The 13,412-nt window shown below is 71.2% G+C and carries 11 protein-coding genes; 9 read left to right on the top strand and 2 right to left on the bottom strand.

Annotated elements, in window-relative coordinates:
- The first annotated feature begins 810 nt into the window (after positions 1-810).
- The 5 genes from AC156L_RS20190 to AC156L_RS20170 all read left to right on the top strand — a co-directional run bounded on the left by AC156L_RS20190 (position 811) and on the right by AC156L_RS20170 (position 6,826).
- The gene (locus AC156L_RS20190; RefSeq protein ID WP_330874021.1) at positions 811-1,881 is read left to right on the top strand and encodes a TIR domain-containing protein; all 1,071 of its coding nucleotides are present in this window, start codon (positions 811-813) and stop codon (positions 1,879-1,881) included.
- Positions 1,868-4,039 (top strand): hypothetical protein, encoded by a 2,172-nt coding sequence (locus AC156L_RS20185; protein WP_330874022.1) that lies wholly within the window; start codon positions 1,868-1,870, stop codon positions 4,037-4,039. The genes AC156L_RS20190 and AC156L_RS20185 overlap by 14 nt, the downstream gene beginning before the upstream one ends.
- A 1-nt stretch (position 4,040) precedes the next feature.
- On the top strand, positions 4,041-5,075 hold the full coding sequence (locus tag AC156L_RS20180; RefSeq protein ID WP_330874023.1) for a hypothetical protein: 1,035 nt from the start codon (positions 4,041-4,043) through the stop codon (positions 5,073-5,075).
- Positions 5,068-5,613, top strand: coding sequence for a hypothetical protein (locus tag AC156L_RS20175; RefSeq protein WP_330874024.1), 546 nt, complete (start codon positions 5,068-5,070; stop codon positions 5,611-5,613). The genes AC156L_RS20180 and AC156L_RS20175 overlap by 8 nt, the downstream gene beginning before the upstream one ends.
- Before the next feature lie 64 nt (positions 5,614-5,677).
- On the top strand, positions 5,678-6,826 hold the full coding sequence (locus tag AC156L_RS20170; protein ID WP_484407163.1) for a serine hydrolase domain-containing protein: 1,149 nt from the start codon (positions 5,678-5,680) through the stop codon (positions 6,824-6,826).
- 171 nt (positions 6,827-6,997) lie between these two features.
- Here the strand turns inward: AC156L_RS20170 and AC156L_RS20165 are convergent, their stop codons facing one another.
- Positions 6,998-7,813, bottom strand: a complete 816-nt coding sequence (locus AC156L_RS20165) for an alpha/beta fold hydrolase (protein WP_330874026.1) — start codon at positions 7,811-7,813, stop codon at positions 6,998-7,000.
- Positions 7,814-7,859: 46 nt separating this feature from the next.
- On the opposite strand from AC156L_RS20165, the gene AC156L_RS20160 reads away from it, so the two are divergent.
- Positions 7,860-8,057, top strand: a complete 198-nt coding sequence (locus AC156L_RS20160) for a hypothetical protein (RefSeq protein WP_330874027.1) — start codon at positions 7,860-7,862, stop codon at positions 8,055-8,057.
- A 28-nt stretch (positions 8,058-8,085) separates the two neighbouring features.
- On the opposite strand, the gene AC156L_RS20155 is transcribed toward AC156L_RS20160, so the two are convergent.
- Positions 8,086-8,595 carry a GNAT family N-acetyltransferase gene (locus tag AC156L_RS20155; RefSeq protein ID WP_330874028.1) on the bottom strand — a complete coding sequence of 170 codons (510 nt, stop codon included), beginning with the start codon at positions 8,593-8,595 and terminating at the stop codon, positions 8,086-8,088.
- A gap of 298 nt (positions 8,596-8,893) precedes the next feature.
- Between AC156L_RS20155 and AC156L_RS20150 the strand changes: the two genes are divergently transcribed.
- The 3 genes from AC156L_RS20150 (at position 8,894) to AC156L_RS20140 (ending at position 13,388) form a co-directional block, all read left to right on the top strand.
- Positions 8,894-9,910, top strand: a complete 1,017-nt coding sequence (locus AC156L_RS20150) for a hypothetical protein (RefSeq protein WP_330874029.1) — start codon at positions 8,894-8,896, stop codon at positions 9,908-9,910.
- 73 nt (positions 9,911-9,983) lie between these two features.
- The gene (locus tag AC156L_RS20145) at positions 9,984-10,763 is read left to right on the top strand and encodes an ArsR/SmtB family transcription factor (protein WP_330874065.1); all 780 of its coding nucleotides are present in this window, start codon (positions 9,984-9,986) and stop codon (positions 10,761-10,763) included.
- A 645-nt stretch (positions 10,764-11,408) separates the two neighbouring features.
- On the top strand, positions 11,409-13,388 hold the full coding sequence (locus AC156L_RS20140) for a putative bifunctional diguanylate cyclase/phosphodiesterase (RefSeq protein ID WP_330874030.1): 1,980 nt from the start codon (positions 11,409-11,411) through the stop codon (positions 13,386-13,388).
- Positions 13,389-13,412: the final 24 nt, after the last annotated feature.

Below are 13,412 nucleotides of genomic sequence, written 5' to 3'. Positions count from 1 at the left end.
CAGGAGCCGCAACACGCCCGACACGAGCAGCAAAATAGTGATCTGTACCACTAAAAACTCGACCATGAACCGCGCTGCATCGTGACATCAAACGTGACACGAACCAGGGTCAACCAGAGGAATTCACGAGACCCCTGGAAGCCTGAATGAGAGTATAGTTGCAGGTAGAGACGGGTGATAGCTTCCAGGCCTTCCCTCCGGAGGCGGGAGCGCAGGTTCGAATCCTGCCGGGGGCACATCGTCTGACCACTGCGAAAAGGCCCTTGACCAGCGTGAACGCGGTCAAGGGCTTTGTTTTTTCGCCCGGCCGTCTACGGCGCTCAGGCCGAACCAGTCGCCGGAGAGCCACGAACGGGTGGCAGTTGCGAGCAGGTCGTCCTTCGCGTCTTCGGGCGGGCGGAAGGTCCCCCTCGCGTGTGGCTGTCACCCCAGGCGATGACGACCCGTTCGAGAACTGAACGGACCTGCGCTGACGTGACACGGTTCCCCGCCTCGGACCGTGCCGTTGCCGTCGGGCGGGACGGTCGCTGAACTGCGACCGGACAGCAGGCCTTCCACTGCCTGCCGCAGTGGCACGGCGATCCGGGAAATGCCCATCGGTCCCACTGTCGCCGGGCTGGTGTTCGCTGTGATCGGGATGGTCGTCAGCGTGTTCGCCGTCCTCAGCACCGTGCGGCCCACGTGGGCGAATGCGGTTGTCAACTCCAGCGCGTCGAGACAGTACGTGGACAACTTGTTGCCATCACGGGTATCGGGGGCGGGTGGCGCGTTTGCTTGAGGCCTGGGCTGGTGGTGGGGCTGGGGAGTGGGATGGGTGGGGATGAGGTGTACGACGTTTGTCTGTCCTTCGCGGGTAGTGAGCGGGTGTACGCGGAGGAGCTTGCCGGGGTGTTGCGGGAGCGGGGGGTGTCGGTGTTCTACGACGCCTACGAGACCGAGGACATGTGGGGGCGGAACCTGTACGACCACCTGGTCGACGTCTACCGGAACCGGGCGCGGTTCTGCGTGTTGTTCGCTTCCGCGGGTTATGCGCGGCGGGTGTGGACGACGTTCGAGCGGCAGGCCGCGCAGGATCGGGCCATCCACACCGCTGAGCCCTACCTGCTCCCCGTGCTGTTCGACGAGACCGAGGTGCCGGGGATCCACCGGACCACGGCGTGCGCCGACGCGCGGTCCACGTCGCCCGCCGAGTTGGCGGCGATGCTGATCGCGAAGCTGGGGCGGGTGGCGGAGGCCGTCGCGGTGCCGTCGTCGGTGGTCGTGCTCGTGACGGACGAGGCCGATGCCGAGCTGGACCGGGTGCTGGACACCGCGCTCGAACGGTGCGGGATCGGGGTGGAGCGGGAGCGGCGGTGGTCGACCGCGCGGCGGGTGGTGGCGGTCGTGCCGGAGTCGGTGGCATCGGTCGCGGACGTGGTGGCGGACCTGGCTTCCGCCATCGCCTCCGTGCACGAGGAACGTGGATCCGCCGCCACGGGCGGGAAGTTGCGGATCGCCGTCCACTGTGGACAATTTTCCGGGGATCGGCGGAGCGTCGACGTCACGGGCACGGTGGACGCTGCTGCCTCCGCCGTGGTGGGGGAGGTGCTGGCCGCTGCCCGCAAGGGCGTCTGCGCCGTGGTGGTGTCGCAGCGGGTGTACGACAAGGTGGTCCGCCACGGTCACGGCGGCAGCAACCCGGCCGCGTTCCGGCGGGTCCGGCTGCCCGACGGGGTCGGGGTCCACGTCCGGGTCGTGGGGTACCCGCGACCGCCGTCCGGAGACGAGGCCGAGAAGACGCCGGGGCCGGTGGTCACGAAGGTCACCACGTTCAACGGACAGGTGACCGCGGGGCAGATCGGTGACAACTACGGCTCCGGGGTCGGCGATGGGCACCGATGACACGACCGACGCGGCCGTGGATCCGGATCCCGTCACCGCCGAGGACTCGTCGGACGAGGAGCGGAAGGACGAGGACGACGAGGGGTTCTCCGCCGCGCAGACCAAGGCGTCCGACCCGGACAGCGCGCACGAGTGGAACGCCCTGCGGGACATGCTGCACACGGCGAAGCAGATGCTGGGCGGGGTCGGCGGGACCGCGAACTTCTTCTTCCGCGAGACGAGCGTGGGCCAGGTCGGCGACAACTACGCGACCGGCAACTCCAGCCACGTGGGCATGGTGGTGGACAGCGGGCCGGTGCCCAGCACGACGTTGGCGCGGATCCGCGAGTCCTACGTGGAGCCCGCGCGGTACTCGGCGCTCCGCAGGGCGCTCCAGTCGCACCAGGTGGTGGTGATCCACGCCCGCGGGGGGACCGGGCGCACGACGACGGCGCTGCGCCTGCTGGACGAGCTGTGCCGCGAGGGCGTGCTCAAGCTCGACCCCGACGTGAACCTGAAGACCCTCGACGGGCAGAACTTCAAGGGCCTGCACGGTTACCTGCTCGAATCGCTGGACCCGGACCAGGCGCGCGACCTGCGCTCGTTCCACACCGAGCGGCTCAGCAGGCTCATGCGGGACACCGGGTGCATGCTCGTCGTCATCGCCGAGGACTCCACCGAGCTGCCGGTCGCGGACATCGGGCACCTCGTCGTCGACGACCTCGGCGGGGTCGAGCCCGCCGAGCTGATCCGGCGCCACCTGTCCTGGGGGATGGCGGTGTCCGGGGCCGGGGGAACGGGTCTCGCGGTGCTGGAGGACCCGGAGGTCGAGGAGATCGTCGCCGAGCTGACGGACGACGTGCCGCGGCGGGAGCTGGCCCACCTCGGCTCCCTGCTGGTGGACGTGGCCGCCGGGCGCATCGACGTCGCGACCGTGCGCGAGCGGTACTCCCGCACGAGCCGCGCGAACTTCCTCGACTGGTTCAACCAGCAGACCGACGTCGAGCAGCGGGCCTTCATGATCTCGCTCGCGGTGTTCAACGACGAGTCCGTGCAGCTGGTGTCGCAGGCGGCGACGATGCTCGCCGACCGGATCAGGAGGATCGAACGGCGTCGCCCCGGCGAGCGGGGCAGGGCGCTGTTCGCCACGCCGCTGGGCAAGCGCCTGGAGGACGCCCGCGCGGAGGTGGTCGAGTCGTTGGAGGACACCGCGTTCGGCCCGATCGCCGTGCGGAAGGTCAGGTTCCGCAACGACAACTACCCGGCGTGGGTCCTGGAGCACCTGTGCACCGAGTACGACCAGGGGATGGAGGTCGTCGAGGACTGGCTGCGCGGGCTCGGCGGCGCCCTCGGTGAACGGGTGCGCGTGCGGACCGGGATGGCGGTCGGGTTCCTGAGCCTCTTCGACTTCATCGGCATCCACAACCGGGTGGTGCTGCCCTGGGCGGAGTCGGACGACCCCGCGATGAGGGACTCCGCGGTGGCGGCGTTGCAGCTCCCCGCCGAGCACCCCGCCCTCGGGCGCGTCGTGCACCGGATGCTCGACAGGTGGCTCAAGGACAGGGGCAGCTGGTCGCGGAGGAAGACCGCGGCCCGCGCGATCGGCACCACGACCTCGGCCAGCCCCGGCACGGTCCTGCGGCTGCTCAAGCGGACCGCCAGGCACGCCGACTGGCCGACGGCGTTCGCGATCAGCGAGAGCGTCAGCGACGTGTTCTGCCGGGTCGACGACCCGGTGCAGGTCCTGACCGCGCTCGTGGCGTGGAGCGACGACGACGAGTTCCCGAACCGCCGGAACACCGCGCTGCTCGCCGTGCTCGTCGTGGGCAACTACCTGACGGTGACGGTGCCGGAGAGCTCGGTGAAGTGGCCCGCGCTGCTGTGGCTCGCCGAGGAGCACCCCGAGCACCGCGAGCGGATCGTGGTGCTGTTCGCCCGGATCATCGAGACCGCGGGTTTCCTGCGGCGCGGCTACGGGCTGCTGCGCGACTGGGTCCGCCTGGCCCAGCGCGACAACACCCTCCGCGCGCCCCTCGCCCGACTGCTGCGCGACATCGCCGTCGAGGCCGACGACGTGGACAGCGTCCGGTACGAGCTGGAGCACTGGGCGTCACGGCCCGGCGGTCCGGTCGACGCGGTGCGCGCGGTGGTGGACCACTTCGACCAGGAAGGGCCATGACGTGGACAGACCAACCGGCACGGGTGTCGTCCGGACCATCGAGGCGAGCAGGGCGAACCTGCGCAGGTCCAGTCCGGCGTCGTCCGGGCACTCGGCGATCGTGTACGTCACCAAGCGCGGTGAGTACGTGGTCGTCAAGGGACGGCTGACGATGGGCGAGCTGTGGCTCGCCACGCCGAGGGAGGTGTACGCGGTCGACGTGTCGACGCACCAGGACACGTTCGACGTCGAACTCCCGTCCAAGGAGGAGGCGTTCTCGTTCTCGGCGAAGGTGGACGTCACCTGGCGGGTCTCCGACCCCGTCGCCGCCGTGCGCGCCCAGCTGGACAACCCCGAGGCCTCGATCAAGCAGCACCTGGTCGTGCGGCTGCGGACGGTGTCGCGGCTGTTCGACCTGGAGAGCAGCGCCGCCGCCGAGAAGCGGATCAACGAGGACCACGAGGACTTCGAGGCGCACTCGATCCCGCTGGCCAACGGGGTGAAGATCCTCGGCTGCCGGGTGGTGGTGACGCTCGCCGCCGAGGCGAACGCCCACATCGCGGGCCGGACGCGGGCCAGGTGGGAGCGGGAGAACATCGAGAGCACCGGCATCACGGAGCAGCACTCCCACGTGCTGGAGCTGCAACGGGCCGAGTTCCAGCAGAAGTTGGACGCCCTCAAGCAGAAGCACGACCTCGACCTGAAGGTGGAGCGGATGACCGTCTACGCGGACGCGCTGCGGACGGACAACCACAACGTCCTGGCGCTGCGCCTCTCCGACCACGGGGAGGACGTCAACGACGTGATCCAGCTGATGATGAAGCAGAAGCAGATGGAGTTCGACGGCGCGAACGCGGTGCTGAACTCCCTGCTCGAGGCGAACCTGGTCAACCGCAAGGACATCGCCGCCATCATGGCCAACGCGAGCAGCACGGTGATCGAGCAGTTGCAGGGCAGCAGGTCGCTCGACGGGGAGAAGCCCGCCGGACCCCGGAGGCCCAAGCCGGTCGAGGCCGTTCGGACGGATCAGGAGGAGGACGAGGAAGACGATGGATGACGTCCTCAACCCGGTGGCGGGCGTCCCGCTGGTCGGTGACCTCCTCGTCCTGCTGGACGGGTTCGCGACCCAGCTCGGGATGCCGTTCTGGATGCGGGCCTTCGTCGAGTTCGTCCTGGTGGCGTACCTCGGCTTCGCCCTGCTGAGGCTGCTGGCGACCAGGGGCCTCCCGCTGCTGGGCGCGGCGCTGGTCACGCCGGTCGTCCTGCTCGCCGAAGCCGTGCGCGTGTGCCTGCTGGTTCCGGACCTGGCGGTCAGCCGGGTGTTCCGGCGGTTCGACCGCGTGCCGCCCGAGGTGGTCTACGGGTACGGCGCCGCCGTCGTGGCGGTGGTCGACGCCGTCCAGGGCTTCGCGCGGCAGGGCCTGCCGAAGCTCGCCATCACGCGCGCCGCGCCGCGGTGGGTGCTCGTCGTGGCCCTGACCGCCGGGTTCCTGGTGTGGAACGACCGGGAGTGCCTGCCCGTCGAGAACGCGGTGTGCACGAGTCCGGTGAACCACTGGACCACGTCGCTGACCACCTGGATGGACCAGCAGTAGTTCGCGATGACTTTCCCCGGTCCGGGAGGTCTGCACCTCGACGGAACGAGTGGAGGGTGGTCCGATGGCGGCGCTGCGCGAGTTGCTGGTGGCACGGGTGGAGGCCGGGGTGGTGCCGGGGGCGGTGGGGCTGGTCGCGCGTGGCGACCAGGTCGAGGTGGCGGCGGTGGGGGCCGTCGACGTCGACGGGTCGGCACCGATGGCGCGGGATGCGATCTTCCGGATCGCCTCGATCACCAAGCCGGTCGTCACGACCGCCGTGATGGTGCTGGTGCAGGACGGGCTGGTGGGGCTGGAGGACCCCGTCTCCCGGTGGCTGCCGGAACTGGCCCCGGTCAAGGTGGTGCGGGAGCCGGGTGCCGCCGTCGACGACGTGGTGGACGCGGTGCGGCGGTTCACGGTGTTCGACCTGCTCACCTTCCGGTGCGGGTACGGGTTCCCGGACGACTTCTCCCTGCCCGCGGTGCGGTTGCTGTTCAGCCGGTCGATCCAGGGGCCGCCCGAACCGGGGAGGACGGTGGGGTCGGACGAGTGGCTGCGGCGGCTGGCCGCGGTGCCCATGCTGCGGCAGCCCGGTGAGGCCTGGCTCTACAACACCGGGTCGGACATCGCCGGGGTGCTGGTCGAGCGGGTGGCCGGGTGTTCGCTCGGGGAGTTCCTGCGGGAGCGGGTCTTCGCGCCGCTGGGGATGGTGGACACCGGGTTCTCCGTGCCGCCGTCCGACGTGGGGCGGCTGGTGACCTACTACCAGCCCGACGACAACGGCGGGTTGACGCTGGTGGACCGGCCCGACGGGCAGTGGAGCAGTCCGCCCGCGTTCGAGTCCGGAGCGGGTGGGCTCGTGTCCACCGCGGACGACTTCCTGGCGTTCGGGCGGATGCTGCTGGGCGGGGGGCCTCCGGTGCTGACCGAGGAGTCGCTGCGGTTGATGACCACCGACCACCTGACGCCGGAGCAGCGGGCGGACGCGGTGCTGTTCCTGGAGGGCCAGGGATGGGGGTTCGGCGGGTCCGTCGACGTCGCCGCCGTCGACCCGTGGAACGTGCCGGGGCGGTACGGCTGGGTCGGCGGCACGGGGACCTCGGCCCACGTCGTGCCCGCCACCGGCACGGTGTCGGTCCTGATGACCCAGGTGGCGATGACCAGTCCCACCCCGCCGCCGCTGATGCGGGACTTCTGGGCGTACGCGGCCGGGGCTGCTCGACTTCCTTGAGGACCCGCTCGACGGACGCGACCCTCGTGTCCACCGTGGACAGCTGGTCGGCCGGGCTCGCCGGGCGCCGGTCGACGTCCCGCTGGGCGCGCACGGCGGGACGCTGATCCCTCCTCGGAGTCCTGCTCGCTCAACGACCGCGCCGCGACCCCGACCGATTCGGGTGCGGGGTCACGCGGCGACGCGCTCCCGGACCAGGGCCAACGCCGCCTCGACGTGGGCGAGCACGGACACGTGGCCGTCGGCCGGGTACGGGAGCAGTTCGGCCGACGGGCAGCGGCGGGCGAGCCACTCGCCGTGCGCGCCGGGCACCATCCGGTCCTGCCCGCCGTGCAGGACGAGCACCGGAGCGGCCACGAGCGCCGGGTCGAAGCCCCACGGAGCGACGAGCGCCAGGTCGTCGTCGACCAGTCCGTCGAGGCCCGCGGCCATCGCGGCCCCGGCGTTGTCGCCCAACGAGGACCACGGGCCCGCGAGGGCCGCGAGGTCGGCCTCGGTGAACACCTCGGGGTCGAAGTCGGCCGACGCCAGGTAGGACTCCAGGGCGGTGCGGCCCGCGACGGCCGCGCGCAGTTCCGCCGCCCCCGCGGGCGCCATGCCCGCGAACCAGTCCAGGCCGTCGGCGGAGAACGGCGCGGGACCGGAGACGGACACCACCGCGAGGACGCGATCGGGCAGCAGCGCCCCGCACGCCAGCGCGTGCGGGCCGCCGCCGGAGTGGCCCGCCACGGCGAAGCGGTCGATGCCCAGCGCATCGGCGACGGCGGCCACGTCGGCGGCGGCCGATCCGGTGGACCGGCCGGCCCGGCGGGTCGAGCCGCCGTAGCCCGGCCGGTCGTAGCCCACCAGGCGGACGCCCGGCACGGCCGCCAGGGGTTCGAGGAGGTCACCGGTCTGCGGGGAACCGTGGTGCCAGAACACCGGCAGACCGGGGGAGCCGCTGTCGTGCACGCGCACCGTGCGCCCGTCGGGGAGGTCGAGATCCACCCGGCGAGCCTACGGCGGGGTCACGCGTCCCGCCCCGGATCACGGGGTGGCCGCCGAGGAGCGCGGCCACCGTCCACGCCGCCAGCACGGGCGGTCCGGCCCGCGGCCCGCGGGCCACCAGGGCGACGCGGACCGAGGTGGAGGTGGCCCCGGCGGCGAGCCCGCCGCCCACAACGCCCGCGGCGGTCGGCCGGTCGCGCTGGAGGAGCAGGCAGGGGTGCGGCTCCGGCTGGCGGGCGCGTGATCGGGTCCGCGCGGTGGCCCGTGCGCGCCTAGACCGGGCGCAGGTCCTTGGCGTACCAGACCTCCGCGTACCGGCCCCCCGAGAACGCGGGCACCTCCGCGTACCCGTGCCGGCCGTAGAGCGCTCTGGCCTCCACCAGGTCGAGCCGCGTGTCCAGCACGATCCTCTCGGCCCCGAGGTCGCGCGCCGCCGTCTCCACGGCCTCCATCAGGCGGGCGCCGCCGCCGGTGCCGCGCCGGTCGGGCCGGACGAACACCCTCGTCAGCGTGACCGTGGTCGCATCGAGCACGCTCAGGCCCGCGCACGCGGCCGCGACGCCGCCGTGGCGGCCGACCAGGAAGATCCCGGTCGGGGGCGCGAGGTGGTCGCTCGGCGCGTCGGCCAGGGCCTCCTCGATCTCCTCCGGCGTCGAGTCCCGCCCCTCGTGGAGCCGGTGGTAGCGGTCGGCGACGTCGACGAGGTAGGCCCGGAGCAGGTCCAGCGCCTCGGGGGAACCGACGGGGGCGGGGGCGATCGTCCAGGTGGAGCCGGTGGTCATGCCGCGGAGTGTGGCCGCACCGCTCCCGGCGGCGCACGCCATTTTCGTCCGCCGCCAATGGATTCCCATTCAAGTGGAAATCGCCAGAAATCATGGTAAACGAACTCAATCAGACCAACTCTGCGCAGGTCAATTGCACTCCGTAACGCAGGCGAAGACATCCACGACATAGCGCTCAGAGCACCGGTGGTATTTCAAGGACGAAAGCCTGCCAGACACAACGAAACGGCGCGGTATCGGATAAACGGCCCGCGCAGTCCCGCACGGAGGGCCGATGGCCACCTCACCAAGCAAGCTCATGACCGAACTGAAAGCGCTGCGCCGTGGCCGTGGAGTGCAGACGCCGGGCATCGACAGACAGGTCGGTCCCGCATTGCGCGCCGCTTGCGGAATAACCGAATTCGATGGTGCCGAAGTCGTCCGGGAAAAACTCGGTTCCTGGGTCAACGCTCTGGTCAGCACCTTTCCGCACGACCTCAGACTCGCCGTCACGACCCCGCTCGCGCTGCACGACGAGGCGCAGCACGCGTTCCTCGCGCACCGGATCCAGTGGCTCGCCGACCTGGCCGACCGCGACTCGCGCACGATCCGCCGCCGCATCGACGACGGCCTGACCAGGCTGGTCGAGGCCGCGGCCCGGCACACCTCCCGCGAGGCCGCCACCAGCCCGGACGGGTGGCACATCCAGCAGGTTCACGTGCTGCTGCGGCTCGACGGGCCCGTGCCCGCGTGCACCGAGCGGTGGACGGTCGCGGCCGAGCGCGACGGCGTCGAGGAGATCCCCTGGCCCGTCGCCGCGCGCCGCGACGGGGCCGAGCCCGCGGGCGACCACGACATCCGCGTGGTGCACGGCGTGCTGCTCACCGACGGCGGACTCCGCCTCCCCCGCCCGCTGTCGGCGGGGGAGGCGCTGGAATTCTCCCTGGATGTGCGCATTCCTCGAATTCAGCGGATGCGACCGGTATACCGGTTCCGCACGTCCCGGCGCTGCGACCGGTTCGACCTGGTCGTCCGCTTCCACCCGGATCGTTTGCCCGTCGAGGTGAAGGGGATCGGCGACGTCGGGGAACAACCCGTCGTCAACTCGGTCGGAGAAGTCGAGATGTCGTTCCGCGACGTGATTCCGGGCAGCGACAACGGAATCAGCTGGACACCCCGACCGGACGGAACGACCGCCCCGGAGAACCCGTCGGCAATCGGCACGCACACCGACCTCCCGACCACGCACGGTGATCGCGCGGAGAGCGCCTTCGACCACTCGCCCCCCGCCGGGCGGACCTCGTGGACGGCGCACCTGGGGCAGACCGGCACCTGATCCCCGAGCCCTTCCCCGTTGACATGCACCCTTCCGGCTGCCTATCGTCAGGCAGCCGGAAGGGTGCATGTCTGTGGACGAGGTGTTCAAGGCGTTGGCCGACCCGAGTCGGCGCAGGCTGCTGGACAGCCTCAACGCGCGCAACGGGCAGACGCTGCGCGAACTGTGCGCCGGGCTGGAGATGGCGCGGCAGTCGGTCAGCAAGCACCTCGCGGTGCTGGAGACCGCGAACGTCGTCACCACGGTGCGGCGCGGGCGGGAGAAGGTGCACTACCTGAACGCGGCGCCGATCAACGCCATCGCCGAGCGGTGGATCAGCCGGTACGACAGGGGGCGGGTGGAACTGCTCGCCGACCTCACCAGAGCATTGGAGTCCGAGCCGATGGACAAGCCCGAGTTCGTCTACACCACCTACGTCAACACGACCGCCGAGAAGCTCTGGCAGGCGCTGACCGACCCGGCCTTCACGAGCAGGTACTGGGGCGCGACGTTCGAGTCCGACTGGACGCCGGGCGCGACGATGAGCTGGACCGAGGGCGGCCTGAGGACCGAGGACCCCGCCCAGGTCGTGCTGGAGGCCGTCCCGCCGCACCGGCTGTCGTACACGTGGCACACGTTCACGCCGGAGTTCGCCGAGGTGCACGGGATGAACCCCGACCTGGTCGCGGCGATGGCGGAGGAGCCGAGGTCGAAGGTCACGTTCGACATCGCGCCGCACGGGAAGCTGGTCAAGCTGACCGTCACGCACGACGGGTTCGGGCCGGAGAGCACGGTGCAGGCGGGCGTCAGCGAGGGGTGGCCGGTGATCCTGTCGAGCCTGAAGTCGCTGCTGGAGACCGGCGAGGCGCTCTGACGGAGACCTCGATCACAGACCGAGACCGACGCTCCTGCCAACTGCACGAAAGGGGGATAGCACCAGCCGGACAGGCGACCGGAGCGGTTGCGGAGCGCACTCTTCTCCACCAGCGGGAATTCCACCGACCGAGTGCTGTCCGAGCGCCCTTTGCCCGATTTCGACAAACCCCTGGTCAGGAGTTCGCCCGTTCTCGACGACATCACCGCGAATCGGCGTCGTCGCTGGTGCGGCATTGATCCCGGGCAGTCGTGCACGGGAAGGCGCGCCTGTTCGTTGGAAGCACACCAGGGTCACGACCTGCGGCGACACCGAGAGTGCCGATCGAGCACTACCCGCAAAAATGGGTTAAACGGAAATAGTGTCACCCGCCTGTTGGCCAGGCACCACGCACACAGGTACCTTTTGCTCGGCACGGGCAGGAACACCGAGGTGCACTGTGGAATCAGCTTTACATTCTCCGTCTATACACTGGCACGACGCACGGTCCGGCACGCCCGCATGAGGGCGCTGGGTAGCGCGTCGACATTGACCATGGCTCCGTTCGTCACGCGATCGGGCCAACGGGTGGAACTCGCGCGCAAATGGGCGAATTCGCTCTGCGGGACCGCCTACGTGCCGCTGGAGTTCACCCGGTTCAGGGTCATGCTGGAGGATGTCGTCGACGAACTGGCCGACGCCGTGATGGCGGAGCGGTTCACGCCCGAGGCCGTGCAGGCCCACGGCGCCGCCCTGGTCGAGTGGGGCTGCACCGGGACGACCAGCCTCCAGGTGACCATGGAGGTGCTCGGCCGGGGCATCCTCGCCCTGCCGGAGCTGCCCGCGCCGGGGTGGTGCGCCGAGCGGGTCGTGCTGGTGCTGGGCTCGTTCGCCGCCGGGTACACCGAGGCGCTGCGGCTCTCCACCATGGCGCAGCAGGAGAGCATGAGCCAGGCGCTGCTCAAGACGCTCGCCGAGACGCGGCACCGGGCGCGGGCGATCGAGGCGGAGTTCGACGAGGTGGTCGCGAGCACGACGAACGGGGTCGTGCTGACCGACCGGAACGGCACGTTCCTGCGCACCAACGAGGTGCTGGGCGAGATCCTCGGCTACACGCGGCCCGAGATGGTGGGGCTCACGGTGTTCGACCTGGTCCACGAGGACGAGCGGGACGCGCTGCGCGACGGCTACGCCGAGCTGCTCGGCGGCGCCGCGCCGCGGGTCCAGAGCGAGCAGCGGCTCCAGCGCAAGGACGGCGACAGCGCGTGGGCCACGCTCACCGTGACCGCGCCGCTGCCCGACGACCCCGAGGGCCGGTTCGTCGTGGTGGTGGAGGACCGCACCGAGCTGAACCTGCTGCACGGACAGCTCAACCACCAGGCGCTGCACGACATGCTGACCAGGCTGCCCAACAGGCAGTACTTCACCACCAGCCTGGAACGGGTGCTGCGCCACGCCTCCCCGTCCACCGGGATCACCCTCTACCACCTCGACCTGGACGCGTTCTCGCTGATCACGCACGGCCTCGGCCGCCGGGCGGGCGACCTGCTGCTGGAGAGCGTCGCGCGCAGGCTGGAGGCGCTGTTCGAGGACGAGGCCGCGATGGTCGCCCGGTTCGGCGCCGACGAGTTCGCCGTGCTGGTGGAGAACTCGCCCACCACCCCGGACGCGGCGAGCACCGTGCGGCGGATCAACGAGGAGCTGTCCGAGCCCGTCTACGTCCACGGCCACGGCGTCGCCTCCCCCGCGAGCATCGGCGTGGTGGACCGGCCGAGTCCGGGGATGGGCGCGGCGGCGCTGCTGGAGGCCGCGGAGATGACGCTGGCCAGGGCCAAGCGCAACGGGCGCACCCAGTGGGAGCTCTACGACCCCTACCAGGACGACCGCGACCGGGAGGGGTTCGGCCTCGCCGTGTCCCTGCCCGGCGCGTGGGAGAACGGCGAGCTGTCCGTGGTGCACCAGCCGCTGGTGCGGCTGGACGGCGGTGAGGTCGTGGGGCTGGACGCGCTGCTGTCGTGGGAGCACCCGGTCCGCGGTCGGCTGCCGCACGAGCGGTGCGCGGAACTGGCCGAGGAGACCGGACTGGTCCTGCCGCTGGGCAGTTGGCTGCTCGGGTCGGCCTGCGGCGAGGCCGAGCAGCGGCGCAGGGGACGCGGCGTCGACCAGCCGCTGCACGTCGGGCTCACGCCGAACCAGTCGTCCGACCCCGATCTGCTCAGCCGGGTGCTGACCGTCCTGGACGAGACCGGTCTGCCCGCCGACCTGCTGTGGCTCGGGATCCCCGCCGCCGCGCTGTCGCACGGCGACGGCGAGGCGGCGGAGAACCTGCGGCTGCTGGCGAGCGCGGGCGTGGCGACGGAGATCCTCGACTTCAGCACCTCGCCCGGCGACCTCGCGCACGTGGAGGACCTGCCGGTGCGGGCCGTCCGGATCGCCCGCTGGATGGTGCGGCGCCAAGCCCGGTGCGACCGCGAGGACTCGCTGGTCACGTTGGCGCTGCGGGGGATCCTGTCCGTCGTGCACCGCACGGGCACGACGGTGATCGTGGACGGCGTCGACACCGAGCGGCAGGCGCGGTGGTGGCACCGCGTCGGCGCGGACATCGCGCAGGGGACGTTCACGACGGGCACGCGCGGTGACCGCTGACCCCTGCCGGGTTTCGCGGTCACC

The organism is Umezawaea sp., from assembly GCF_057122925.1.
The sequence above is the reverse complement of the archived record's forward strand: the minus strand, read 5'-3'. Positions and strand labels throughout refer to the sequence as shown.